The organism is Salipiger pentaromativorans (genome assembly GCF_024721115.1).
Classification (GTDB): Bacteria; Pseudomonadota; Alphaproteobacteria; order Rhodobacterales; family Rhodobacteraceae; genus Salipiger; species Salipiger pentaromativorans.
The window spans coordinates 92,434-118,256 of the sequence record NZ_JAMDHK010000001.1 but is presented as its reverse complement, the minus strand read 5'-3'; the positions used below and the strand labels follow the sequence as shown (position 1 = coordinate 118,256).

The following is a 25,823-nucleotide window of genomic DNA, read 5'->3' as shown; positions in this document are numbered from 1 at the left end:
TCTCCCGCCAGCGGGGCTCTTCCGGCGGGATTTTCCGCCTTTATTGGGGTCGTGGGGTGCACGGGTTACCGGAACTGATGCTGATTGACGTCACATGTGACGCCCAATCGCGCCACTTCATAGCGTAATGGTCACAAATTGCAACCCGAAGACACTTTTCTCCACATGTGCGGGCGACAGGAAATGCGCAACCCTGTGTCAGACGGAACGGTAAGGGCGTGACAATGTCACAGAAGATGTATGGGGTTGTGCTTTGGGCCGACCACAGAGATCAGAAAGCTGTTATTTGGTGCGAAGACCACGGCGATCTTGCGTTCTATCACGACACGGGTGTGAGCGCGCATGACGGTCTGTCTCTGGATGCCGGGGATCTGATACAATTCGATCTCAAGCAGGAGCACAACCTGCGCTATGCGCGCAATCCCGAGCGTCTGGCGCATCAGCAATATGCCGGGCTGGCACAAAATCTGCGCTCCGCGGATCGGGGCAGGGGCGCGGGCGCGCCGCGCCCGGCCGGGATCCGTCCGGCGGGGAACATCGTCCCGTTCCCCGGCCAGCGGATGTTGGTGGAGACGCTGCAAGCCTCCTGAGGCGCGCCGGCGTCAGTCCTGGCCGCGCGCCAGGGCTGCCACACCGGTGCGCGCCACCTGCACCAGACCGAGCGGGCGCATGAGATCGGCGAAGGCGTCGATCTTTTCGGGTGCGCCGGTGAGCTGGAAGATGAAGCTCTCCAGCGTCGAATCCACCACATTGGCGCGGAAGATATCGGCGAGGCGCAGCGCCTCGACGCGCTTGTCGCCGGTGCCGGCGACTTTCATCAGCGCCAGTTCGCGTTCGACCGAGCTGCCTTCGGCGGTCAGGTCGTGCACGTCGCGGACCGAGACGATGCGGCCGAGCTGGGCCTTGATCTGCTCGATCACCTGCGGGGTGCCGGTGGTCACGATGGTGATGCGGCTCAGATGGCCTTCGTGGTCGACCTCGGCCACGGTGAGGCTGTCGATGTTGTAGCCGCGGCCCGAGAACAGGCCGATGACCCGGGCCAGCACGCCCGGTTCGTTTTCGACCAGCACGGTGATCGTGTGCGATTCCTGCACATCCGAGAAGGTCGGGCGCAGGTTGTAGGCCGAATGCTTGCTCGACCCTTTTTTGATCTGTAGCGCGGACATGGGCATTCCTTTCCGGTCGGAACCGAGAATTTTCGTTCGAAAATTCTCGTATGGGCAGGGGAGGGAGCAAGAATTTTCGGACGAAAATTCTTGCTCTCCAGAGCGTCAGACGAGCACGGCACCCTTGCCGGCAATCGCGTTCGTGGCCTTGGCATCGCCGAGCAGCATCTTGTTATGCGGCTCGCCCGACGGGATCATCGGGAAGCAGTTCTCGTGCTTCTCGACCAGGCAGTCGAAGATCACCGGCCCGTCGTAATTGATCATCTCCATGATCGCATCGTCGAGATCCTTGGGATCCTTGCAGAGAATGCCCTTGGCGCCGAAGGCCTCGGCGAGCTTGACGAAATCGGGCAGCGCCTCGGACCAGCTATGCGAATAGCGCTCGCCATGCAGCAGCTGCTGCCACTGACGCACCATGCCCAGCCGCTCATTGTTGAGGATGAACTGCTTGACCGGCAGGCGGAACTGCACCGCCGTGCCCATCTCCTGCATGTTCATCAGCCACGAGGCCTCGCCCGCCACGTTGACCACCAGCGCGTCGGGATGCGCCACCTGCACGCCGATCGAGGCGGGGGTGCCGTAGCCCATGGTGCCCAGGCCGCCGGAGGTCATCCAGCGGTTGGGATCCTCGAAGCCCAGGAACTGCGCCGCCCACATCTGGTGCTGGCCGACCTCGGTGCAGATATAGCGGTCCATGCCCTTGGTCAGCGCTTCCAGCCGTTCCAGCGCATATTGCGGTTTGATGGTGGTCTCGGAGGGTTTGTATTTCAGGCAGTTGACCTGTTTCCATTCCTCGATCTGCCGCCACCATTTCGCCAGCCCCTCGCGGTTGACCTTGCGGCCGCGCGCCTTCCAGACCTTGAGCATGTCTTCCAGAACATGCGCCACGTCGCCGACGATTGGCAGGTCGGCCTTGATCACCTTGTTGATCGAGCTCGGGTCGATGTCGATATGCGCCTTCTTCGACTTCGGCGAGAACGCGTCGATGCGGCCGGTGATCCGGTCGTCGAACCGCGCGCCGATATTGATCATCAGGTCGCAGCCATGCATCGCGAGGTTGGCCTCGTAAAGCCCGTGCATGCCCAGCATGCCCAGCCAGTGCTTGCCCGAGGCCGGGTAGGCGCCGAGCCCCATCAGCGTCGAGGTGATCGGAATGCCGGTGGCATCGACCAGCTCGCGCAGGAGCTGGCTTGCCGCCGGGCCGGAGTTGATCACGCCGCCGCCGGTGTAGAAGACCGGGCGCTCGGCGTTTTCCAGCGCCTCGACCAGCTGGGTGATGGTCTCCATGTCGCCCTTGACCTGCGGCTGGTAATGGCCGACCGGCGCCTTGGGCTTGGGCGTGTATTCCGCGCTGGCGAACTGCACGTCCTTGGGAATGTCGACCAGAACCGGGCCGGGGCGGCCCGAGCTTGCGACGTGGAACGCCTGGTGGATCACCGAGGACAGGTTGGCCGTGTCCTTCACCAGCCAGTTATGCTTGGTGCAGGGGCGGGTGATGCCGACGGTGTCGGCCTCCTGAAAGGCGTCCGAGCCGATCATGAAGGTCGGAACCTGACCGGACAGAACGATGATCGGGATCGAATCCATCAGCGCATCGGTGAGCCCGGTGACGGCGTTGGTCGCACCGGGTCCCGAGGTGACAAGCGCGACGCCGACCTTGCCGGTCGAGCGGGCATAGCCTTCGGCAGCGTGCACCGCGCCCTGTTCATGGCGAACGAGGATGTGGCGGATGTCGTTCTGCTGAAAGATCTCATCGTAAATGGGTAGAACGGCGCCGCCGGGATAGCCGAATACCGTGTCCACACCCTGATCCTTCAGGGCCTGAACCACCATTTTCGCTCCGGTCATCTGACGTGTCATCGCGTGTCTCCGTTTACGACGTCATTCACATTTTTGCTGCGCAATAAAAAAGCCCCCGAGGATGTCGGGGGCGCATGGGGATCCGTTATGGTTCCGAGTTACCGGCCCATGCGCCATTTTCCTACGATAAGTACCAGCCGTGCCACTGGGGTGACTCCTTCTTGTGCGCGGCGGACCTTAGGAGCATGGGGCAGGGGCGTCAACCTTGGATTTCGCAAAATATTCATCGGTGCGCGGGAATATGTTTTCGAAAATGTCTTTCGGGAGAGGATATGGGACATTTTCGGAAAGAATTTCCGGGTTTTTCGAAATAGGACAGCATCTCTCACTCATTTGCGGCGCATATGGCGGAGCCGTGAGTGGCCCGTCTCGGCGGTGCGCGCGGCTTCGTGAATTGCGTGAAACATGGTTTCGGGGCAAGGTGAACCTAACGGTTCAGTTTTCGCCGAGGGAGGGTGACATGGCCATTTATCGAACACTTCGCCGGACAGCCCGCGATTTCACCATGGTGAGGGCGGGACTGCTGCTTGCGCTTCTGGCGCTGGTGCAGCTTCTGGGCGCGGTGCAGGACAGCCGCGGTGAGATGGCAAGCGGCATGATGCTGCCTTTCGAGGCCATCCCGGCGCTGCTGCAGGATTGCGACAAGGCCGCTGAGCCGGGGCCGCTGATCTAGGCTTTTCATCGGGGGGCGGTGGGCAGATTGCCCACCCTACGGGCTCTGCGTCAGACGTTGACGCCGGTGCCCTGCAATACCCCGTGTTCCAGCGCGTAGCGGGTAAGTCCGGCGGTGGAGCTGATGCCGAGCTTGCGCTTGATGTTCTTGCGATGCGTCTCGACCGTGCGCACGGAAATATCCAGCGTCTGCGCCACTTCCTTGTTCGACTTTCCCTGCGCCAGTTGCAGCAGCACCATCTGTTCGCGGTTGGTGAGCTGTTCGCGCCCGCCCGACATCACGGGGCGCAGTGCGCCCTCGGCGCCGGTGCAGAGATAGCGCTCGCCGGCCATCACCGTGTCGATCGCATGCTTGATCTCGTCGGTGGGCACGTCTTTCAGCACATAGCCCACCGCGCCATGGCCGAGGGCGGTGGAGATATATTCCGGCGTGTCATGCATCGACAGCACCAGAATCCGCGTCTCCGGGCGCTGTTCGAGGATCATTTCCGTCGCCGACAGCCCGTTGAGGCCGGGCATGTTCAGATCCATCAGGATCACATCCGGGGCCAGCTCTTCCAGCCGGTCGATCATGTCCTGCCCCGAGGAGAGCGTCGCGGCGACTTCGATGTCGTCATAGCTTTCCAGGATCGCCTCGATCCCCTCCGCCACAAGCGGGTGATCGTCGACGATGGCGACACGGGTGGGGCGGGTCATGCGCGGGCCCTCGGCGGTTGAGCGCTGCTCTCTTCGGGAGGCAGCAGATGCGACAGCGGAATTTGCGCTTCGATAACGGTGCCGGACTGCGAGGACAAGACGCGCAGGCTGCCGCCGAGCTGGTCCATGCGCTCCTGCATATTGCGCAGGCCGATGCCGGGGTGACCCTTGTGCCGCTCGGGGTCGATGCCGCAGCCATTGTCCGACACCCGCAGCGTCGCCCCCTTGCGGTGGCCGCGCAGATCCATCTCGACGCGGCTGGCGCCCGAGTGACGCTCGATATTGGTCAGCGCCTCCTGCGCGATGCGGTAGAGCGCGATGCGCCCCTCCTGGTCGATGCGGTTGCGGAAGACCACGGTCTCCAGGCTGGTTTCGATCCCGGTGCGGGCGCTGAAATCCTCGGTCAGCGATTTCAGCGCCGGGCCGAGGCCCAGATCGTCGAGCACACCGGGCCGCAGGTCGCGGCTGATGCGGCGCACCTCCTGTATGGCGCCCAGCAGGTTGTCCTGCCCGCGCTCAAGCGCTTCGGAGGCGCGCGTATCGCCGGTGGCCAGCCGCCGGCGGGCGATGTCGAGCGCGTATTTCACCCCCACGAGAATCTGGCTGATGCCGTCATGCAACTCGCGCGCCACGCGCCCGCGCTCTTCCTCCTGCGCGTCAAAGACCCGCTGGGTCAACTCCTTGAGCTTGGCATCGGCCAGCCGCCGTTCGCGGATATTCATCACCAGACCGGAGAGGAACACCGTCAGCAGCGCGGTTAGGGTGATGCCGCCGATATAGAGAAAGGTGCGCCGCACGCGCTGTTCCACCCCGGCCCGCGCCACCGCCACCTGTTCGACGATGTCGTCGATCCACACGCCGGTGCCCACCGCCCATTGCCAGTCCTGAAACCCCAGAACAAAGGTGATCATTCGCGCCTCGTCCCCGGTCGAGGGCTTCGGCCAAAGATAGGTGTGATAGCCCGAGCCCTGCCGCGCGATCTCGATCAGCCGGTCGGTGATCGGCGTGCCTTCGCTGTCGGTGAGGCCCGTCCAGTTGCGCCCGATCAGCTCGGTGCGGCGGGGAGAGACGAGATTGGTGCCGTCGTAATCGTAGACAAAGAACGACCCGTCATCGCCGTAGATCATCGCGGCAAGGATCTGCGCCACGCGGGTCTTGGCCTCTTCGTCGTCGGGGGCAGCCACCCCGTAGATGAAGTAAAAGCCGTTGCGCGCCTGGGTCACGTAATTGCGCAGCTCGGCCTTCTTGGTCTCGATCAACTGGCGCTCGAGCTCGCGGATTTCGCGATCGGCCATGGCGCGGGACTGATAGGCGACCAGCACGGCAATCGCCGCCGCCGCCAGGATCAGCGGCACCGAGGCGAGCAGAAAGAGTTTCTGCCCATAGCTGAGGCGCAGACGGTCGAGAAGCGCGGGCATGAGGCTCCGAAGATGATTCGCACCGATTCAAGCACGTTCCAGTGCCTTGCCCCAAGAAAATGCCGTCGTTTCGTTGCGGAAACCCTGAACAAACCCGCAATTTTCGTGCCCGTCTCAGGGGCATTGGGTATTTTCCGGCCCCGGGTCCACGGATAGTCTGCCGGCACTTCACGATCCGCGCGGCCCGGAGGAGCGGGGCGCGCCGTTAATACCATGGGAGGATATTCATGGATCGTCGTTCTTTTCTGAGGGCCACCACTGCCGGTGGCGCTGCCGCTGCCGCGACTGCTCTGGCCGCTCCGGCCTATGCGCAGGGCAAGCGCACGCTGACCCTCGTCACCACCTGGGGCCGCGGCCTCGCCGGGGTGCATGACACCGCGCAATATTGCGCCGACCAGATCACCGCCGCCACCGACGGCGCGCTCACCGTCGAGCTGAAGGCCGCGGGCGAGCTCGTGGGTGCCTTCGAGGTGTTCGATGCGGTCTCCGCCGGCCAGGCCGACATGTATCACGGCGTGGATTACTACTTCCTCGGCCAGCACCCGGCGCTGAGCTTCTTCAGCCAGGTGCCCTTCGGCATGACCTTCATGGAATATGCCAACTGGTACTACCACGAGGGCGGCGAAGCGCTTTGCGACGAGCTCTATTCGATCTTCGGCCTCAAGGCGTTTCCCTCGGGCAACACCGGCCCGCAGTCGGGCGGCTGGTTCGCCAAGGAGATCAACTCGCCCGAGGATTTCCAGGGCCTCAAGTTCCGCATGCCGGGCCAGGGCGGCCAGGTGCTGGGCAAGCTCGGCGCCTCGGTGCAGAACCTGCCGGGCTCGGAAGTGTATCAGGCGCTGTCCTCCGGCGCGATCGACGGCACCGAGTGGATCGGTCCCTGGGCGGACGAAAAGGCCGGCTTCCAGGAGATCACCAAGATCTACTACACCGGCGGTTTCCACGAGCCGGGGCCGAACCTGAACCTGACCATGAACCTCGAGATTTTCGAGAGTCTGTCGCCGATGCATCAGCAGATCGTGACGCAGGTGGCCCGCGCCGCGAACATCTGGTCGATGTCGCTCTTCATGGCCAACAACTCGGCCGCGTTGCAGCGTCTTCAGGCCGGTGGCGTGAAGCTGATGGAATTCCCCGACAGCGTCTGGGATGCCTTCGGCGCCGCGGCCAAGGAAGTGGTCGAAGAGCCGATGGGCGACGAGCTTTATGCCAAGTGCTACGAAAGCTACATGGCCTCGCTCCAGTCCTCGGCACAGTGGATCGCGAAATCCGAGGGCACCTTCTCGGCACAGCGGAACCGCGTGATGGGCATCTGAGCCCGCAGACAGGGTTCAAGACGCCCCCGCTTTATGCGGGGGCGTCTGCATTCAATAAACGACGCCGCACCACCCGCTTGGGGATGTGAAAGCGGCGGCTGGGGATAGCACCACAAGAGGGAGGCCCGCGCCATGGAAGAGGCGGCCACGGGCGGAGCGTTCAGCGCAATCCTGAACGGCTTGGTCTGGTTTTTCGGCAATATTGCCATGTCCTTCTACAATCTCGGCTACGCTGTGACGCATCCGTCAAGCTGGCTGGACTGGTCGGACAAGGAATCGATCATGCGCTTTGTGTATTACGGCGCATCGACCGAACTGTTCTTTGTCGTGTTCACCACGTTCCTGGTGCTGACGGCCATCGGCATCTGGCGCAACAACGTCATGTGGGCCATGGTCCGGGGGCTCGAGGCCTTTGGCAACACCGTCGGCCGCACCGCCGCCTGGGCGGGGCTCATCATGGTGCTGCAGCAGGTCGTCATCATCTTCGTGCAGCGCATCTTCGCGCGGCCCGACATGGCCTTCGGCTTTGGCGTGCCGGTGACCTTCGACATCAGCTGGTGGTCGGAAGAGCTGAAGCTCTACAACGCCATCGTGGTGACGCTGTGCCTTGCCTACACCTTCATCCAGGGCGGGCATGTGCGGGTCGATCTGGTCTACGCGCCGGTGAAATACCGCACCAAAAAGATCATCGACATGACCGGCAGCCTGATCTTCATGCTGCCCATGGCGACGCTGATGTGGCTTTATTCGTGGTTCTTCCTGTGGCGCCACCTCATCGTGCCCAAGCCCTCGGCCTCGGAAACGCTGGAGCGGCTGGTGGGCAAGGCCCGTGCGCTGCGCTGGAACGTCGAGACCATCGGCTTCAGCCCCAACGGCTTTTCCGCCTATTTCCTCTTCAAGATCCTCATCGTGCTGATGTGCGGCTTTATCTTCCTGCAGGGCGTGACCTTCTTCTGGCGCTCCTATCTGGAATGGAAGGAAGGCGAGGAGAGCGAGGGGAAATACCACGATCACGACCGGGTCGAGGCAGGCGAAGAAGCCTACGACCACGCAGAATTCTGAGAGGGGCAGGGTAAATGCTATTCGGACTCGATGGCGTCGAGATCGGCCTGATCATCGTCTTTCTCACGCTCTTTTCCGCCATTCTCTCCGGCTTTCCGGTGGCCTTTGCCATCGGTGGCGCGGGGGTCATCTCCTTCGGCATCATCGCTGCGCTGGATAGCGCGGGGCTTTTGGTGCACCAGGCCATCGACAGCAGTTCGGACGCCTATCGCGAGCTGGTCGCGAGCGGGGTCAAGGAGGATCTGATCTCGATCTTCCGCTACCCGGACCTGCCGCGCTACGCGACACCGGTGTTCGAACGCGGCTGGGAAGTGGCGCTGGACCGCAACGTCTCCTTCATCGTGAACCGCATCAACGAGCGGGTCATCGCGGGCCAAAGCATCGAGACGCTGCTTGCGGTGCTGATGTTCGTGATGATGGGCATCGTGCTGGAGCGCTCCAAGATCGCCGATGATCTGCTCAAGACCATGGCGCGGGTGTTCGGCCCGCTGCCCGGCGGTCTGGCGGTGTCCATCGTGGTGGTGGGTGCGTTTCTTGCCGCCTCCACCGGCATCGTCGGCGCCACCGTGGTGACCATGGGCCTGCTGGCCCTGCCCACGATGCTGCGCAACAACTATTCGCCCGAGCTGGCAACCGGGGTCATCGCGGCCTCGGGCACACTGGGGCAGATCATCCCGCCCTCCATCGTGATCGTGCTTCTGGGCACGCTCGCGGGCGATCTCTACTCGACCGCACAGGAGGCGCGGGCGCAGGCCGCGGGCTGTACCGATGCGCTCACCTATCTGGGCAAGCCCGCGGTGGTCTCGGTCGGCACGCTCTTTCAGGCGGCGCTGCTGCCGGGGATCCTGCTGGCGGTGCTCTACGCAGCCTATGCCTTCGGCTTCGCCATGCTGAACCCGTCCAAGGCGCCGCCGGTGCGCAGTGCGGCGGCCATGGGCGAGCCGGTGACCCGCAGCGAGGCGCTGACCTGGTATCTGCTGGTGCCGGTGCTGATCATCGTGGGCACCATCGGCCTTGGCCAGATCAACGTGGTGGGCTCGCAATCGCTGACCGTGTCGAGCTTTTCCGATGCCGGCCAGAACGCCACCCTGCGCACCAATGTCGGTGAGCAGTGCCAGGCGTCGATGATCGAGCTGCACGGGCAGTCGGCCTGGGACGAGGCCGTCGCGCAGCAGGCCGAAATCGACGCCGCCGGCGGTGTCGAGGAAAGCCACCGTCTGAGCGCGGAAGAGCTGGTTGCCGCCCGCGACGCCAAGATCGCCAATGCCGCGCCGATCGGCACCGGCATCGCGGTGATCTCGGTGCTGATGGGCATCGTGCTGGCCTGGGGGCGGGCGGTGTCGCCCAGCTCCGATCCGCTGCCGCTTTATGTCGGCGCGGGCGGGATCGTGCTGGGGCTCATCGTGGATGCGCTCTTCATCTCTCCCGTCACCTCTTCGGGCGTGACCGTCGTGCTGATGGCGGTGCCATGGCTATTGACGCTCTGGGGCGCTAAATATGCGGCGCAGCGGCTGGGGCAGAACGATCTGATCCGGGTGGTGTTCCCGCCGCTGGTGCTGATCGTGGCGGTTCTGGGTTCGATCCTCGGCGGCATCACCAACCCGACCCCTGCGGCGGCGCTGGGGGCGGCGGGCGCGATCATGCTGGCCGCCTATCGCAAGCTGGGCGATCAGGAGAAATCGCCCCGCATCGTGCTCTGGTCCACCTTTGCCGTGGTGATCATGATCCTCGTGGGGGTGAATTTCGACCTGCGGGTGAACGCGGAAGAGGTCAGCGCAGAAAGCTGGATCGCCTTCTTCGTGGCGCAGGCCGCCTATCTCTACGCGCTCTTCGGGCTGTTCTTCTCCTGCTGGGTGCTGCTCAAGGCCGGGGTGCTTGGCCCGGCGGTGCGCGAGACGGCGAAGGTGACCTCAATGGTCTTCACCATCCTCGTGGCCTCGCAGCTTCTGAACCTCGTGGTGATCTCCTTCGGGGGCGAGCATTACATCCAGGGCTTCCTGAAAAGCTTCGATGACGAGCACAAGGTCTTCCTGATCGTCATGCTGGTGCTGTTCATCCTGGGCTTCGTGCTGGATTTCCTCGAGATCATCTACATCGTGGTGCCGATCGTGGGGCCGGTGATCTATGGCGGGTCCTTCGATCCGAAATGGGTGACGATCATGATCGCGGTGAACCTGCAAACCTCGTTCCTGACCCCACCCTTCGGCTTCGCGCTGTTCTATCTGCGCGGCGTGGCGCCGGCGAGCGTGACCACGGGCCATATCTATCGGGGGGTGCTGCCCTTCGTGGCGATCCAGGTGGCGGGTCTGGCGCTCTTGTGGTTCGCGCCGGGGATCGTGACGATCATCCCGGACCTGATCCCGAACTGATCGGGGATGCTGGTTGAGACATGGAAAAGCGGACCCTCGGGTCCGCTTTTTCGGTTCTTGGGGGCGTGTCCGGCAAAGCCCCTAGCTCAATCCTCGCACCCAGGCCCGGAACAAGGCGCGTAGCGCCGCCGGGCCCAGCGGCTGCCCGTCCCGGCGGGCTGCCGCTTTGGTGACGTGGGCGCTGAGCTGGGAGGTCCTTCGGATCTGGCCGGGATAAAGTACGGGATTCAGCGGGCAGAGCGTCAGCCCACGGGCCGCCGCTGGGCCCGGCTTCCGTTGTGTATATGGTGCATGATCCGACAGTAGGGGTTAGACCACCACCGCCGCCCCGTTCGATGCCAGCCCCACATTCTGCCGGAACGCCTCGAACAGCTCGCGGCCCACACCGTGACCATTCCCCGTGAGATCCGCCGTCACCGGCTCCCGCGCCTCGAAGCCCTCTTCCAGACAGCTCAGCGTGCCTGCCACCGCATCGACCCGCAGCAGATCGCCGTCGCGCAGCTTGGCCAGCGGCCCGCCATCGGCGGCCTCGGGGCAGATATGGATCGCCGAGGGCACCTTGCCCGAGGCGCCCGACATACGCCCGTCGGTCACCAGCGCCACCTTGAGCCCGCGATCCTGCAACACCGCCAGCGTCGGCGTCAGCGAGTGCAGCTCGGGCATGCCGTTGGATTTCGGCCCCTGAAAGCGCACCACCACAATCGTGTCCTCGGTGAACTCGCCCGCCTTGAAGGCCTCCTTCACCGCCTCCTGATCCTGGAAGATCCGCGCCTTCGCCTCGATCACATGGCGCTCGGGCGCCACGGCGGAGATCTTCATCATGCCGTGACCGAGATTGCCGTAAAGCTGCTTGAGCCCGCCGGTGGGCTGGAACGCCTCTCCGGCCGGGCGCAGGATCTTGTCGTTCTGGCTGCCCTTCGGCGCCTCCTCATAGCTCAGCACGCCCCCCTTCAGCTTGGGCTCCTGCGTGTAAAGCGACAGCCCGTCGCCGGCGACGGTTTTCACATCCTCATGCAGCAGCCCCGCGTCCAGCAGCTCGCCGATGAGGAATTGCAGCCCGCCGGCGGCGTGGAAATGGTTCACGTCGGCAAGCCCGTTGGGATAGACCTTGGCCATCAGCGGCGTGACCGAGGAAATCGCGTCGAAATCCTCCAGCGTCAGCTCGATCCCCGCGGCGCGCGCCATGGCGGGCAGGTGCAGCACGAGGTTGGTCGAGCCGCCGGTGGCCATCAGCCCGACAATGCCGTTCACGAATGCCTTGGCGTCGAGGATGTCGCAGACCGGGCGATAATCATTGCCGAGCCGGGTGATCTCCAGCGCCCGCGTCGCACCCACCGTGGTCAGCGCGTCGCGCAGCGGCGTGTTGGGGTTCACGAAGCTCGCGCCCGGCAGGTGCAGCCCCATGATCTCCATCAGCATCTGGTTGGAATTGGCGGTGCCATAGAAGGTGCAGGTGCCCGGCCCGTGATAGGAGGCCATCTCCGCCTCCATCAGCTTGTCGCGTCCGATCTCTCCGGCGGCGTATTGCTGGCGCACCTTGGCCTTTTCGTCATTGGGCAGCCCGCTGGTCATCGGGCCCGCGGGCAGGAAGATGCCGGGGATATAGCCGAAGGTCGCCGCCGCGATCACCAGCCCCGGCACGATCTTGTCGCAGACGCCGAGATAGACCGCCGCATCGAAGGTGTTGTGCGAGAGTGCCACCCCCGCCGCCAGCGCGATCACGTCGCGCGAAAACAGCGACAGCTCCATGCCGGTCTGGCCTTGCGTGACCCCGTCGCACATGGCGGGCACGCCGCCCGCCACCTGCGCGGTGCCGCCCGCCGCGCGCGCCGCGTCGCGGATGATCTGCGGAAAGCGCTCGAAGGGCTGATGCGCCGAGAGCATGTCGTTATAGGCGGTGACGATGCCGATATTGGCCGCACGCCCCTCGGCCAGTGCTGCCTGATCCGCGCCCATCGCCGCATAGGCATGAGCCTGGTTGCCGCAGGTCAGATGCGCCCGGCGCGGGCCTTCCTCGGCGGCGCGGCGCATGCGGTCGAGATAGGTGGCGCGGCGGGATTCCGAGCGCGCTTCGATGGCCTCGGTGACTTTGGCGATCGTGGCGTCGAGCGGCATGGCGGGCTTCCCTCCTCTGGCCGCCGTGCGGGGGCGGCGGAATTTCACGATGCCCCAGCATGTAATTTGGTTAGCGCTAACAGTAAAGCCATATGCGCCGTGAGACCGATTATCGGCGCGCAATGGCCGCGATTGACGGAAAGACAGGCCGGGTCTGCTCTGATTCTGATCGCTTTGCGGGCTGGGCGGCAACCGGCGGCGCATTTGGGGCATCGCACGGCAGGGGCGAATCCCGTGGCGGCCCGTCCTTGGGGCAAAGCGGCGGCAGCGCTGTGAAAAGGCGCGTTTGCGCAGGGGCATATCCGATTTCGGCGCTTTCCCTCGGACGGCGGGGCAGGGTATAGGAGCGGCATGAGTGACGCCCTTTTGCCCGTCGTCCGTCTGACGCCCAAAGCCAATGTCCGCGCCATCCGCCGCGGCTTTCCCTGGATCTATGCCAACGAGCTGGTACTCGACCGCCGCACCAAGGCGCTGGCCCCCGGCACCGTGGCGGTGCTGGAAGACAGTGCGCGCATGCCGGTGGGGCTGGTCGGGGTCACCCCGGCCTCCAAGATCGCCGCGCGCATGCTCGACCGCGATGCCCAGGCCGAGATCGGGCGCGACTGGCTGACGGCGCGGTTGACCCGCGCGCTGGCGCTGCGCGAGCGGCTCTATCCCTCGCCGTATTACCGGCTGGTGCATGCGGAGGCCGACGGGCTGCCCGGTGTGATCATCGACCGTTTCGGCGACACCGCCGTGATCCAGCCCAACGCCGCCTGGGCCGAGCTGCTGCTGACCCCGCTCGCCGAGGCGTTGGCCGAGGTCACCGGCGTGACCAATATTCTGAAAAACGCAGGCTCGCGCGGGCGCCAGCTCGAAGGGCTCGACGACGCCAATGCGGTGCTCCTGGGTGCCGCGCCCGAGGCGCCGCTGCCGGTGGAGATGAACGGCGCCACCTATATGGCCGACCTCACCGGCGGGCAGAAAACCGGGCTTTTCTACGACCAGCGCCCGAACCACGCCTTTGCGGCGCGGCTCGCCGGAGGGCAGGCGGTGCTGGATGTGTTTTCCCATGTGGGCGGCTTTGCCCTTGCGGCACTGGCCGGCGGCGCAAGCTCGGCGCTGGCGGTGGACGGCTCGGCGCCCGCGCTGGCGCTGGCCGAGCAGGGGGCGGGGCAGATGGGCGCCAGCGCGCGGTTCAGCACCCGTCAGGGCGATGCGTTCGATGTGCTGACCGCGCTTGGCGGGGAAGAGGCCCGCTTCGGCCTCGTGATCTGCGACCCGCCGGCCTTTGCGCCCTCGAAACCGGCGCTCGATGCCGGGCTGCGCGCCTATGAGCGGGTGGCACGGCTCTCGGCGCCGCTGGTCGACGAGGGCGGCTATCTGGTGCTCTGCTCCTGCTCGCATGCCGCCGATCTCTCCAGCTTCACCGGCGCTTGCCTGCGCGGCATCGGCCGCGCCGGGCGTCGCGCGCAGCTTTTGCACACGGGCTTTGCCGGGCCGGACCACCCGCTGCTGCCGCAGCTGGCCGAGTCGGGCTATCTCAAGGCGCTGGTGTTCCGGCTGTGAAGGTACTGCTCGACACCTGCGTGCTTTACCCCACGGTGATGCGCGAGGTGCTTCTGGGCGTGGCGCGGGCGGGCGCCTATACCCCGCTCTGGTCGGCGCGCATCCTTGAGGAATGGGCGCGGGCAGCGCGCAAGCTGGGGCCGATGGGAGAGGTGCAGGCGCGCGGCGAGATCGCGCAGCTGCGCGCGCAATGGCCCGGGGCCGAAGTCAGCTGGAAACCCTCGCTGGAGGCGCGGCTCTGGCTGCCCGATCCGGCGGATCTGCATGTGCTGGCCGCCGCCATCGCGGGCAGTGCCGATCTCATCATCACCGAGAACGCCAAGGATTTCCCGCGCGGCATTCTTGCCGAAGAGGGGCTGTCGCGGGTCGATGCGGACGGCTTTCTGCGCGGGCTCTACGAGGCGCAGCCGGGGCTCGTGCGCGGCGCCTGCGAGTCGGTGCTGGCCGAGGCGCGGCGGCTCTCGGGCGAGGACTGGACCATGCGGTCGCTGCTGAAGAAGGCGCGCCTGCCGCGTCTGGGAAAGGCGCTGGAACATTAGGCGCGCGTGCCAAGCGCGGGATGTGCCGGGTTGCGGCACGGCGCGCCCGCTGGTAATCGCCTAGGGAATTCCGATACTTTTCATCGGATAGAACAGAGGCAGGGCTGCGTGCAGACACCCCGGTTGGAAATCCGCGATCTTGTGCGCCGCTTCGAGGGGCGGCCGGTGGTGGACCATGTGTCGCTGACGATCCAGCCGGGCCATGTGACCTGTCTTCTGGGCCCCTCGGGCTGCGGCAAGTCGACCACGCTGCGGATGATCGCCGGGGTCGATATGCAGGACGAGGGCACCATCCATGTGGATGGCAAGCTGATCTGCGACACGGTCTTCCGGATCCCGCCCGAGCGCCGGCAGATCGGGCTGATGTTCCAGGATTTCGCGCTGTTCCCGCATCTTTCCGTGGGCGAGAACGTGGCCTTCGGGCTGAAGGGGCCGAAATCGGAAAAGCGCGCCCGCGCCGAGGATCTTCTGAGCCGGGTGGGGCTTGCGCATTTCATCGACGAATACCCCCACCAGCTTTCGGGCGGCGAGCAGCAGCGCGTGGCACTGGCCCGTGCGCTGGCGCCGCGGCCCAAGATCATGCTGATGGACGAGCCCTTTTCAGGGCTCGACAACCGGCTGCGCGACGGCATCCGCGACGAGACGCTGGCGCTGCTCAAGGAGGAAGGCGCCTCGGTGCTGCTGGTCACCCACGAGCCGGAAGAGGCGATGCGCATGGCCGACGAAATCGCGCTGATGCGCGGCGGCCGCATCGTCCAGCGCGGTGCGCCCTACAATATCTACAACGCGCCGGTGGACAAGGCGGCGGTGGCGTTTTTCAGCGACATCAATGTGTTGCGCGGCAAAGTTCGCGGGGCCCTGACCGAAACCCCCTTTGGCCAGTTCCTGGCGCCCGGGGTGCCCGACGGCGGCGAGGTCGAGATCGTCTTCCGACCGCAGCATGTGGGCATCGACTTCGACCGCGCCGGACGCGGCCCCAACCCCACTGCCATGGCCGGCACGCCGGCGCGCGGCGTGGTGGAGCGGGCGCGGTTCATGGGCTCGGAAAGCCTGGTGGAATACCGGATGGATTTCAACGGCGAGGTGCTGAAGGCGACCGTGCCCAACGTGTTCCTGCCGAAACCCGGCACGCCGATGTGGCTGACGGTGCGGCGCGACCGCTGTTTTGTTTTTCCAGTCAAAGGGTAAGGGGTTTACCTTAATCTTCTTTCGCAGCCGACCTGCAAAGATAAGTCCCGTACCTCCATCCTGGCACCGGCGGCCCGGAATAAGGCGCGCAGCGTCGCCGGGCCCAGCGGCTGCCCGTCCGGGCGGGCTGCCGCTTTGGGGAGGTAAGCGCATAACTGAGAGGTCTTTCGGATTTGGCCGGGATAAACCGAGGGATTCGACGCTCGGCGCGGCACCCCACGGACAGCGGCCGGGCCCGGCGACGCTGCGCGATTGGATGTGAGAGACGTTCTCGATGCGACCCGAGGCGCCCTCAGTCTTTTTGGCATCAAGCTCGAGTTCCTCGACCGCCCGCGCGGTGTCGGGCAGAGTTACCGCCCCTGCCGCCGCGCCATGAAGGCGAGCCGTTCGAACAGATGCACGTCCTGCTCGTTCTTCAGCAGCGCCCCATGCAGACGCGGCAGCGCCGAGGCGCCGTCGCGCTTGAGATCCTCGGCATCGAGATCCTCGGCCAGCAGCAGCTTGAGCCAGTCCAGCACTTCCGAGGTCGAGGGTTTCTTCTTCAGCCCGCTCTGCTCGCGCAGCTCGTAGAACTGGGTCAGCGCGGCGGTGAGCAGCGTTTGCTTGATGCCGGGGTGATGCACCTCGACGATGCGGCGCAGCGTGTCGGGATCGGGGAACTTGATGTAGTGAAAGAAGCAGCGGCGCAGGAAGGCGTCGGGCAGCTCCTTCTCGTTGTTCGAGGTGATGATGACGATGGGGCGCACGCGCGCCTTCACGGTTTCGCCGGTCTCGTAGACATGGAACTCCATCTTGTCGAGCTCCTGCAACAGATCGTTGGGGAACTCGATATCCGCCTTGTCGACCTCGTCGATCAGCAGCACGACCTTGTTTTCCGCCTCGAAGGCCTGCCAGAGCTTGCCCTTGCGGATGTAGTTCGACACGTCATGCACGCGTTCGTCGCCAAGCTGGCTGTCGCGCAGACGGCTCACCGCGTCGTATTCGTAAAGCCCCTGCTGTGCCTTGGTGGTGGATTTGATGTTCCACTCGATCATCGGCAGCCCCAGCGCCGAGGCGACCTGCCGCGCGAGCTCGGTCTTGCCGGTGCCGGGCTCTCCCTTGACCAGAAGCGGCCGCTCCAGCGTGATCGCGGCATTCACCGCCATGGTCAGATCGTCCGTGGCGACATAATCGTCGGTGCCGTCGAAACGCATCGCGTCCCCCTCTGTTGCAGCCTTCCCAGAGGGGTAATGAGACGGCGGCGGCTTTGCAAGCGCCGCCGCCGACGTGTGCGGGTCGGGGCAGGGGCCGCTCGGAACGCGGTTTGCCGGACAAGCGCGACAAGCCCCGTGCGATGGCCGGTTTTTCCCTGAGACATTTCCGTTTTCCACCTGTGTGCGCTGCCTGAAACCCCGGCGGCTCGATCACTGACAACACGGGCGCGAAAGCACGGCTTCCCGGCTGGCGGAGCTTGGCGGGAAAAGGTAACGAATTCATATGCACAGCAATGGATCTTCTGCGATTTCCGGCGCTTTCGCCTGCGTTTGTGCAGGTCGCGGAAAAAACGCCTGGCCGCTGTGTGATTGTGTAGTGACAACCCTCCGGCCTTGGGATAAGTGCTGCCTCGCAAGGGGTGCCGGACCCGTTTCGGGGTCAACCGACTGGGCGTTCGGCTTTTCAGAGGGAGCAGAAATGAAGCCCGAAACCTTCCTTCCTGACGACTATCGTCCCGCCGAGGACGAGCCGTTCATGAACGAGCGCCAGCTCGAATATTTCCGCCGCAAGCTGCTTGCCTGGAAGAACGACATTCTTGCCGAAAGCCGCGACACGATCGAGGCGCTGCAGGAAGCCACCCGCAACATTCCCGACGTCACCGACCGCGCCAGCGAAGAGACCGACCGCGCCATCGAACTGCGCACGCGGGACCGCCAGCGCAAGCTCGTCGCCAAGATCGATTCCGCCCTGCGCCGGATCGACGAAGGCGAATACGGCTATTGCGAGGTGACCGGCGAACCGATCTCGCTCAAGCGCCTCGATGCGCGCCCGATCGCGACCATGAGCCTCGAGGCTCAGGAGCGCCACGAGCGCCGCGAGAAGGTGCATCGCGACGACTGAGGCCGGGGCCCCGGGCGGGGTTCGGACCATATCGCATGACCAAAGCGCCGGGGCGGTCCGCTCCGGCGCTTTGTCTGTCTGGGGGCGGGGCAGGCGGCGGCAATCGCCGCGAAGAGGGACGAGAGGAGGCGCAATGGCGCTGACAGGCAGGGAGATCGTTGTCGCGGGCGGCGGCATCGGAGGGCTGGCGGCGGCGCTGGCGCTGCGCCAGCGCGGCGCCGAGGTGCGGGTTCTGGAACGGGCCGAGGCGATCACCGAGGTGGGCGCCGGCATCCAGGTGAGCCCGAACGGGCTGCGCGTGATCGAGGCGCTGGGTCTGGGCGCGGCGCTCCGGGCCCGCTCTTGCCGGGGCCGGGCGGTGGTGCTGCGCGATCACCGCGCCGGGGCGCAGGTGCTGCGGCTCGATCTCGGGCGGCTGCCGGCAGGGCAGGAATATTACTTCGTGCACCGGGCGGATCTGATCGGGATGCTGGCGGATGCCGCTCGCGCGGCGGGGGTCAAGATCCGTTTGTTGCAGCGGGTCGAGGCCGTCACCCCGGGCGCGCGCCCCGAGCTGGATCTGGGCAATGGCGACCGGGCGTCGGGCGACCTGATCGTCGGGGCGGACGGGCTGCACTCGGTGCTGCGTCAGGCGCTGAACGGCGTGGTTGCACCCTTCTTCGCCCATCAGGTGGCCTGGCGTGCGGTGGTGCCGAATGTCTTCGGCCATCCGCCCGAGGCGCAGGTGCATATGGGGCCGGGCCGGCACATGGTCAGCTACCCGCTGCGCGACGGCACCATCGTGAACATCGTCGCCGCCGAGGAACGCCGGGGCTGGGTCGAGGAGGGCTGGTCGCACGAGGATGCGCCCGAGAACCTGCGGGCGGCGTTTGCGGCCTTCGGCGGCGAGGTGCCGAAGATGCTGGCGGCGGTGGATCGGGTCGGGCTTTGGGGGCTGTTCCGCCACCCGGTGGCGCGGCACTGGCACGCGCCGGGGGTGGCCCTTCTCGGCGACGCGGCGCATCCGACGCTGCCCTTCATGGCGCAGGGCGCGAATATGGCGCTGGAGGATGCCTGGGTGCTGGCGGCCTCTCTCGCGGAGGAGCCGGATCAGGATCGGGCGCTGGCGCGCTATCAGGCGCGCCGCCGCGCGCGCTGCGAAAAGGTGGTGGCGGCGGCCAATGGCAATGCCTGGAAATACCATCTGCGCAACCCGCTGCTGCGCGGTGCCGCGCATCTCGGGCTGGGCCTTGCCGGGCGGCTCGCGCCCGAGCGGATGATGGGGCAGTTCGACTGGATCTACGGGCACGATGTGACGGCGCAGGCATAAGCGCCGTCGCGTGATCGCCGGGGTTTTGCCGCGCCAGAGGGCAGGGGCAAAGGCAGGCCGGGCGCCGGGCCTTCGGCGGAGAGGGGGGGGGGCGGGGACCGCCTTCCCGATTGCGGGGGCCGGTGGCCGGGCAAGCCCGTGGCGCGGCGTTATTCCATCCCCGAGCCGTAAAGCGGCACCGTCGAGATCGCCAGCTTGGCCGATCCGTCGGCCAGCTCGCGCGCATGCACGAGATAGATCAGCGTCTGGTTCGCCTCGTCGAAGATGCGCTTCACCCGCAGGCTTTTCAGGATGATCGAGCGCGATGCGCGGAACACGTCCTCGCCGCTTTCGCTGCGGTCGATGTCGCCGATGGTGATCGGCCCGGTCTGACGGCAGGCGATGGAGGCGTTGGACGGATCCTCGAACCAGTTGCCCTTGGACAGCCGGTCGATCAGGCCACGGTCGAAATAGGCGACGTGGCAGGTCACGCCCGCCACCTTCGGATCGGCAATCGCCTCGATCAGAATGTCGTTTCCGGTCCAGTCGACGCCCACCTCGCCCACCTGTTCGGCCAGCGTCAGCGTCGGGGCAAGGCACAGCAGGGCGGTAGCAAGGGCAGTGCGGAACATCGGGCGGGTCTCCTTGGCCGGAGCCCGGCGCAGGCCGGGCGGGATGCGTCAGATATGTGGGGCGGAAGCGACAAAGGAAACCCCTGTGCCTTGCCTCTTGACGGATCGCCCCTCCCGCGCTTAGATTTGAACAAGCGTTCAATAACCGCCAGGAGGAGGGCAGGAATGTTCAACGCGGTCATGACATACGACCTGGGAGAAGATGTGAACGCGCTGCGCGAGATGGTGCATCGCTGGGCGCAGGAGCGGGTGAAGCCGATGGCGGCGCAGGTCGATTCGGAAAACGCCTTTCCGAACGAGCTGTGGCGCGAGATGGGCGCGCTCGGGCTGCTGGGCATCACCGTCTCCGAGGAATATGGCGGTGCGGGCATGGGCTATCTGGCGCATACCATCGCGGTGGAGGAGATCGCCCGCGCCTCGGCCAGCGTCTCGCTGAGCTATGGCGCCCATTCCAACCTCTGCGTGAACCAGATCAAGCTGAACGGCACCGACGAGCAGAAGCGCAAATACCTGCCCGGGCTCATTTCGGGCGAGCATGTGGGCGCGCTGGCCATGTCCGAACCGGGCGCCGGCTCGGACGTGGTGAGCATGAAGCTGCGGGCCGAGAAGAAGAACGACCGTTACGTTCTGAACGGCAATAAATACTGGATCACCAACGGCCCCGACGCCGACACGCTGGTGGTCTATGCCAAGACCGACCCGGAGGCGGGCTCGCGCGGGATCACCGCCTTTCTGATCGAAAAATCCATGACCGGATTTTCCACCAGCCCGCATTTCGACAAGCTGGGCATGCGCGGCTCGAACACTGCCGAGCTGATCTTCGACGATGTCGAGGTGCCCTTTGAAAATGTGCTGGGGCAGGAGGGCAAGGGCGTGCGCGTGCTGATGTCCGGGCTCGATTACGAACGGGTGGTTCTGGCGGGTATCGGCACCGGCATCATGGCTGCCTGTCTCGACGAGATCATGCCCTATCTGGCCGAGCGCAAGCAGTTCGGCCAGCCGATCGGGAATTTCCAGCTCATGCAGGGCAAGATCGCCGATATGTACACGGCGATGAACTCGGCGCGGGCCTATGTCTACGAGGTGGCCAAGGCCTGCGACCGGGGCGACGTGACCCGTCAGGACGCGGCGGCCTGCTGCCTTTATGCCAGCGAACAGGCGATGGTGCAGGCGCATCAGGCGGTGCAGGCGATGGGCGGTGCGGGCTTTTTGGCCGATGCGCCGGTGGCGCGGCTCTTCCGCGATGCCAAGCTCATGGAGATCGGCGCGGGCACCTCGGAAATCCGCCGCATGCTGGTGGGCCGCGAGCTGATGGCGGCGATGGGTTGAGCCATGGGTTTGGAGACGCCGGGGCTCTCTGCTAGGCTGGCCGGACCGTTGTCTTTGTCCGGAGCCCGTCGCCGTGAAGCCCTTTCTCATCCTCTGCCTGTCTCTGGCGTTGCCAACGCCGGCCCTGGCCGCCTCGCGCGATGCCACGATGCTCGAGCGCTGCGTGCAGAGCTATGGCGCGGGTCCGCAATCGGAGGTGATCGAACGCTGTGTCGGCATGTTCCAGCCGCGCTGCAAGGAGCAGACCACCATCGGGATCGCCGAATGCCTGATGCGCGAGCAGAGGGCCTGGGACGAGCTGTTGAATCTCTGGTGGGCGCCGATGAAGGCGCGGGCGCAGGCGAATGGCACCTGGGACGCGCTGCTCGCGGCGCAGCGGCAGTGGATCAAGGACCGGGATGCGGAATGCGCGCGGCGCTACGACGCTGCGGATGGCGGCTCGATCCGCGTGATCTGGGGCGCGGCATGCCAGCGCGACCTGACCGCCGCGAAGGCGGTGGCGTTCTGGTACAGTCTCAACAGATAGTCCCGGAACGGGCAGGGACGGGGCGCGCCGCATGGGCCCGCCCCGCACCGGGTCGCGGCTCAGAACTTGAAGATGTAGGACATCCCGATGACCCAGGGGTCCACCTCGACGGTGCCGATGTCGGTGCCGTTCAGGTCCACATCCAGGTCGATGTCGATATAGCGCGCGTCGAGCCGCAGCGCGGCCTTGTCGCTGATCGCGTAATCGACGCCGATATGGCCGGCGAGGCCCCAGGAATCGCTGATGTCGAGCCCGGGGATCTTCTGATCGTCGAGATCGAGGATCGTGGTGTAGTTCACGCCGAGGCCGAAGAACGGCGTCCAGGCGCTGTTGGTCGGCATGTGGTAGTTCACCGAGACGGTGGGCGGCAGATGCTTGACCTTGACCACATCGGCGCCGTTCAGCTTCACCTGATGGGTGAAGGGCGTGGCGGCCAGCACCTCGACGCCCCAGTTGTCGGCGAAGAAATACTCGAAGGTCAGAGAAAGCTGGGTGTCGTCATTGACGTCGGTGTCGAAGGCGCCATTGGCGAGGCTGCCATTGTCTTCCGCGGGGTTCACCCAGGCAAGGCCGAGGCCAAGGGTCATGTCGCCCTTGGATTGCGCCAGCGCGCCAGTGGCCGAGAGGGCCAGTATGGCCGCGGCGGAGAGCAGGGTTGTCGTGTTCATCTTTGTCCCTTTCCAGATCGCGCACCGGATCCTTCGCCTGCCGGGGCGGTTGCGAACGTTGATCTGAATCAATCAAGAAAACCTGTGACTTACGCTGTTGCCGGAATGTCATATTCTATGTTCGGCGTGCACCTTTCGCGCCCGGAGCGCGGCGCATGAGACGGGATCTTGACGAGACGCGCCGCCGGCGGCGGCTGGCGGACGGGGTGAGCTATGAGGCGCTTTGCGCCGCGCCCTGCGCGCCGCATCCGGCGCGGCTGAATCTGGCCGAGCAGGTCTGCGACAGCTGGGCGGCGCTGGCGCCCGAGCGCCCGGCGATCCTCGACTGGCGCAACGGCGGGCTGCGGGTGTGCAGCTACGGCGCGTTGCGGGAATTGTCGCTGCGGGTCGAATCCTGGCTGCGCGCGCAGGGCGCGGCGCGGGGCGACCGCGTGGGGGTGTTGCTGTCGCAGGGCCCGCTTTGCGCGGCGGCGCATATCGCCGCCTGGCGCATGGGCGCGATCTCGGTGCCGCTCTTCAAGCTCTTCAAGCACGATGCGCTGGCCTCGCGGCTGGGCGACAGCGGCGCGCGGCTTGTGGTGACCGATGGCGAGGGGGTGGCGATGCTGGCGCCCTTCGACGTGCAGACCGTGACGGAAGAGGATCTGCCCGAGGACTGGCTGTGGCAGCCGGTCGAGACCGGGCCCGAGGATCCGGCGGTGCTGATCTATACCAGCGGCACCACGGGCAAACCCAAGGGCGCGCTGCATGGGCACCGGGTGCTGGCGGGGCATATGCCGGGGGTCGAGATGAGCCACGACCTGCTGGGGCAAGAGGGCGATGTGCTCTGGACGCCGGCGGACTGGGCCTGGATCGGCGGGCTGTTCGATGTGCTGATGCCGGGGCTCTATCTGGGCGTGCCGGTGGTGGCGGCGCGCATGGCCCGTTTCGAGATCGAAGAGTGTCAGAGGATCTGCCGCGATGCCTCGGTCCGCAATGTCTTCTTCCCGCCGACCGCGCTGCGGATGCTGAAGGCCGAGGATGCGCGTATCCCGGGGCTGCGCTCGGTCGGGTCGGGCGGCGAGCCGCTGGGCGCCGAGATGCTGGCCTGGGGGCGCCGGGCCTTCGGGGTGGAGATCAACGAGTTCTACGGCCAGACCGAATGCAACATGGTGGCGAGCTCTTGCGGCGCGCTGTTTCCGGCGCGGCCCGGCTGCATCGGCAAGCCCGCGCCGGGGATCCGTCTGGCGGTGATCGACGCCGAGGGGCGGGAGACGGCGGCGGAGGGCGACGTGGCGATTGCCCGGGACGCCGACTCGATGATGCTGGAGTATTGGCGGAACCCGCAGGCGACGGCGGAGAAGTTTCGCGGCGACTGGCTGGTGACCGGCGACCGGGGCGTCTGGGAAGAGGGCTATCTGCGCTTTGTGGGGCGCGAGGACGATGTGATCACCTCGGCAGGTTACCGTATCGGCCCGGCGGAGGTGGAGGATTGCCTGCTGACCCATCCCGGCGTGGCGACGGTGGGCGTGGTGGGCAAGCCCGACGCGCTGCGCACCGAGATCGTCAAGGCCTATGTGGTGGTGAAACCGGGGCAGGCGCCGTCGGTGCAAGAGTTGCAGGACTGGGTGAAGCAGCGGCTGGCGGGCTATTCCTACCCGAGAGAAATCGCTTTTCTGGAGGCGCTGCCCATGACGGTGACGGGCAAGGTCATCCGCAAGGAACTGAAGGCCCGTGCGGCCAAGGAGGTCACATGAAACTGGCATCGCAGGCAATTCCCTCGTCCGAGGCGTTTCTGGCCAACCGGGCGGCGCATCTCGAGGCGCTGGACACCGTGCGCGCGGCGGCGGCGCTGGCGGCGGCGGGCGGCGGCGAGAAGGCGCGCGAGCGTCACCTGGCGCGCGGCAAGATGCTGCCGCGCGAGCGGGTGGCCAACCTGCTCGATCCGGGCTCGCCCTTTCTCGAGGTGGGCGCCACGGCGGCGCATGGCATGTATGACGGCGCGGCTCCGGCGGCCGGGGTGGTCGCGGGCATCGGTCGCGTGATGGGGCGCGAGGTCATGGTGGTCTGCAACGACGCCACGGTGAAGGGCGGCACCTATTACCCGCTGACCGTCAAGAAACATCTGCGCGCGCAGGAGATCGCCGAGGAGAACCGTCTTCCCTGCGTCTATCTGGTGGACAGCGGCGGCGCCAACCTGCCCAGCCAGGACGAGGTCTTTCCCGACCGCGACCATTTCGGGCGGATCTTCTACAATCAGGCGCGGATGTCGGCCAAGGGCATCGCGCAGATCGCCGTGGTGATGGGGTCGTGCACGGCGGGCGGCGCCTATGTGCCGGCGATGTCGGATGTGACGATCATCGTGAAGGAGCAGGGCACGATCTTTCTGGCCGGGCCGCCGCTGGTCAGGGCGGCGACCGGGGAAGTGGTCACGGCGGAGGATCTGGGCGGCGGCGACGTGCATACGCGGCTTTCCGGCGTGGCGGATTATCTGGCCGAGGACGATTCCCATGCGCTGGCGCTGGCCCGCCGGGCGGTGGGCTCGCTGGGGCGCGCGGACCGTGCGCCGCTGCTGCCGGGCGGGGCGGAGCCTGCCTATGACCCCGAGGAGATTCTGGGCGTGGTGCCGGGGGATCTGCGCACGCCCTATGACATTCGCGAGGTCATCGCGCGGGTGGTGGACGGGTCGTATTTCGACGAGTTCAAGCCGCGCTACGGCGAGACGCTGGTGACGGGCTTTGCCGAGGTGCAGGGCTGTCCGGTGGGGATCGTCGCGAACAATGGCGTTTTGTTCTCGGAGGCCGCGCAGAAGGGCGCGCATTTTGTCGAGCTTTGCTCGCAGCGGCGGATCCCGCTGGTGTTTTTGCAGAATATCACCGGCTTCATGGTGGGGCGGAAATACGAAAACGAGGGGATCGCACGGCACGGCGCCAAGATGGTGACGGCGGTGGCGACGACCTCGGTGCCGAAGATCACCATGCTGGTGGGCGGCTCCTTCGGGGCGGGGAATTACGGCATGGCGGGGCGGGCCTATCAGCCGCGCTTTCTCTGGACCTGGCCGAACAGCCGGATCTCGGTCATGGGCGGCGAGCAGGCCGCCGGCGTGCTCGCCACGGTGAGGCGCGACGCCATCGAGCGGGGCGGCGGGGCGTGGTCTGTCGAGGAGGAGGCCGAGTTCAAACGCCCGACCATCGAGATGTTCGAGCGTCAGTCGCATCCCCTTTATGCCTCGGCGCGGCTCTGGGACGACGGGATCGTCGATCCGCGCAAGACGCGGGAGGTGCTGGCGCTGTCGCTCTCGGCCTGTCTGAACGCCCCCATAGAAGAGACACGCTTTGGCGTGTTCCGCATGTGAGCCGGG

22 protein-coding genes are annotated in these 25,823 nt (G+C 66.0%); 14 read left to right on the top strand and 8 right to left on the bottom strand.

From position 1 onward, the window contains the following. Window positions 1-224: 224 nt before the first annotated feature. The gene (locus M4578_RS00555; protein WP_258091485.1) at window positions 225-590 is read left to right on the top strand and encodes a cold shock domain-containing protein; all 366 of its coding nucleotides are present in this window, start codon (window positions 225-227) and stop codon (window positions 588-590) included. Between the two features lie 12 nt (window positions 591-602). On the opposite strand, the gene ilvN is transcribed toward M4578_RS00555, so the two are convergent. Then, complete coding sequence (gene ilvN, locus M4578_RS00550; protein WP_258091484.1) at window positions 603-1,166, bottom strand: acetolactate synthase small subunit; 564 nt, start codon at window positions 1,164-1,166, stop codon at window positions 603-605. Between the two features lie 105 nt (window positions 1,167-1,271). Further along, window positions 1,272-3,026, bottom strand: a complete 1,755-nt coding sequence (locus M4578_RS00545) for an acetolactate synthase 3 large subunit (protein WP_258091483.1) — start codon at window positions 3,024-3,026, stop codon at window positions 1,272-1,274. Between the two features lie 460 nt (window positions 3,027-3,486). Here M4578_RS00545 and M4578_RS00540 point away from each other — a divergent pair, with 460 nt between their 5' ends. Continuing rightward, window positions 3,487-3,699: a hypothetical protein gene (locus M4578_RS00540; RefSeq protein WP_258091482.1), complete on the top strand. Its 213-nt coding sequence runs from the start codon at window positions 3,487-3,489 to the stop codon at window positions 3,697-3,699. 50 nt (window positions 3,700-3,749) lie between these two features. Here the strand turns inward: M4578_RS00540 and M4578_RS00535 are convergent, their stop codons facing one another. Further along, entirely contained in the window at window positions 3,750-4,394 is a 645-nt protein-coding gene (locus M4578_RS00535) for a response regulator transcription factor (protein WP_258091481.1), read from the bottom strand. After that, window positions 4,391-5,812: a cache domain-containing protein gene (locus tag M4578_RS00530; protein ID WP_258091480.1), complete on the bottom strand. Its 1,422-nt coding sequence runs from the start codon at window positions 5,810-5,812 to the stop codon at window positions 4,391-4,393. The genes M4578_RS00535 and M4578_RS00530 overlap by 4 nt, the downstream gene beginning before the upstream one ends. A 227-nt stretch (window positions 5,813-6,039) precedes the next feature. Between M4578_RS00530 and M4578_RS00525 the strand changes: the two genes are divergently transcribed. From M4578_RS00525 to M4578_RS00515, 3 genes are all read left to right on the top strand, one after another. After that, the gene (locus M4578_RS00525) at window positions 6,040-7,125 is read left to right on the top strand and encodes a TRAP transporter substrate-binding protein (protein ID WP_258091479.1); all 1,086 of its coding nucleotides are present in this window, start codon (window positions 6,040-6,042) and stop codon (window positions 7,123-7,125) included. Window positions 7,126-7,257: 132 nt separating this feature from the next. After that, window positions 7,258-8,187 carry a TRAP transporter small permease subunit gene (locus tag M4578_RS00520; RefSeq protein ID WP_258091478.1) on the top strand — a complete coding sequence of 310 codons (930 nt, stop codon included), beginning with the start codon at window positions 7,258-7,260 and terminating at the stop codon, window positions 8,185-8,187. 14 nt (window positions 8,188-8,201) lie between these two features. Next, complete coding sequence (locus tag M4578_RS00515) at window positions 8,202-10,556, top strand: TRAP transporter large permease (protein WP_258091477.1); 2,355 nt, start codon at window positions 8,202-8,204, stop codon at window positions 10,554-10,556. Window positions 10,557-10,865: 309 nt separating this feature from the next. Here M4578_RS00515 and edd read toward each other — a convergent pair whose 3' ends face one another. Next, entirely contained in the window at window positions 10,866-12,671 is a 1,806-nt protein-coding gene (gene edd / locus M4578_RS00510; protein ID WP_258091476.1) for a phosphogluconate dehydratase, read from the bottom strand. A gap of 351 nt (window positions 12,672-13,022) precedes the next feature. Between edd and M4578_RS00505 the strand changes: the two genes are divergently transcribed. The 3 genes from M4578_RS00505 to M4578_RS00495 all read left to right on the top strand — a co-directional run bounded on the left by M4578_RS00505 (window position 13,023) and on the right by M4578_RS00495 (window position 15,946). Continuing rightward, on the top strand, window positions 13,023-14,219 hold the full coding sequence (locus M4578_RS00505; RefSeq protein ID WP_258091475.1) for an RSP_2647 family RNA methyltransferase: 1,197 nt from the start codon (window positions 13,023-13,025) through the stop codon (window positions 14,217-14,219). Beyond that, entirely contained in the window at window positions 14,216-14,758 is a 543-nt protein-coding gene (locus M4578_RS00500) for an RSP_2648 family PIN domain-containing protein (RefSeq protein WP_258091474.1), read from the top strand. The genes M4578_RS00505 and M4578_RS00500 overlap by 4 nt, the downstream gene beginning before the upstream one ends. Before the next feature lie 108 nt (window positions 14,759-14,866). Continuing rightward, entirely contained in the window at window positions 14,867-15,946 is a 1,080-nt protein-coding gene (locus M4578_RS00495; RefSeq protein WP_258091473.1) for an ABC transporter ATP-binding protein, read from the top strand. Window positions 15,947-16,296: 350 nt separating this feature from the next. Here M4578_RS00495 and M4578_RS00490 read toward each other — a convergent pair whose 3' ends face one another. Next, the gene (locus M4578_RS00490) at window positions 16,297-17,139 is read right to left on the bottom strand and encodes an AAA family ATPase (protein WP_258091472.1); all 843 of its coding nucleotides are present in this window, start codon (window positions 17,137-17,139) and stop codon (window positions 16,297-16,299) included. Between the two features lie 478 nt (window positions 17,140-17,617). Between M4578_RS00490 and dksA the strand changes: the two genes are divergently transcribed. Continuing rightward, window positions 17,618-18,040: an RNA polymerase-binding protein DksA gene (gene dksA / locus M4578_RS00485; RefSeq protein ID WP_258091471.1), complete on the top strand. Its 423-nt coding sequence runs from the start codon at window positions 17,618-17,620 to the stop codon at window positions 18,038-18,040. A gap of 133 nt (window positions 18,041-18,173) precedes the next feature. Beyond that, a complete protein-coding gene (locus M4578_RS00480; protein ID WP_258091470.1) occupies window positions 18,174-19,349 on the top strand; it encodes an FAD-dependent monooxygenase in 1,176 nt (391 codons plus the stop codon). Window positions 19,350-19,498: 149 nt separating this feature from the next. On the opposite strand, the gene M4578_RS00475 is transcribed toward M4578_RS00480, so the two are convergent. Next, the gene (locus tag M4578_RS00475) at window positions 19,499-19,960 is read right to left on the bottom strand and encodes a CreA family protein (protein ID WP_258091469.1); all 462 of its coding nucleotides are present in this window, start codon (window positions 19,958-19,960) and stop codon (window positions 19,499-19,501) included. Between the two features lie 165 nt (window positions 19,961-20,125). Here M4578_RS00475 and M4578_RS00470 point away from each other — a divergent pair, with 165 nt between their 5' ends. After that, entirely contained in the window at window positions 20,126-21,289 is a 1,164-nt protein-coding gene (locus M4578_RS00470; RefSeq protein WP_258091468.1) for an isovaleryl-CoA dehydrogenase, read from the top strand. Window positions 21,290-21,362: 73 nt separating this feature from the next. Next, window positions 21,363-21,815, top strand: coding sequence for a lysozyme inhibitor LprI family protein (locus M4578_RS00465; RefSeq protein WP_258091467.1), 453 nt, complete (start codon window positions 21,363-21,365; stop codon window positions 21,813-21,815). A 59-nt stretch (window positions 21,816-21,874) separates the two neighbouring features. Here M4578_RS00465 and M4578_RS00460 read toward each other — a convergent pair whose 3' ends face one another. Beyond that, a complete protein-coding gene (locus M4578_RS00460) occupies window positions 21,875-22,483 on the bottom strand; it encodes an OmpW/AlkL family protein (RefSeq protein ID WP_258091466.1) in 609 nt (202 codons plus the stop codon). Window positions 22,484-22,638: 155 nt separating this feature from the next. Here M4578_RS00460 and M4578_RS00455 point away from each other — a divergent pair, with 155 nt between their 5' ends. Both M4578_RS00455 and M4578_RS00450 read left to right on the top strand, forming a co-directional pair. Then, the gene (locus M4578_RS00455) at window positions 22,639-24,219 is read left to right on the top strand and encodes an AMP-binding protein (RefSeq protein WP_258091465.1); all 1,581 of its coding nucleotides are present in this window, start codon (window positions 22,639-22,641) and stop codon (window positions 24,217-24,219) included. Beyond that, on the top strand, window positions 24,216-25,817 hold the full coding sequence (locus M4578_RS00450) for a carboxyl transferase domain-containing protein (protein WP_258091464.1): 1,602 nt from the start codon (window positions 24,216-24,218) through the stop codon (window positions 25,815-25,817). Before M4578_RS00455 ends, M4578_RS00450 begins: the two co-directional genes overlap by 4 nt. Window positions 25,818-25,823 lie beyond the last annotated feature (6 nt).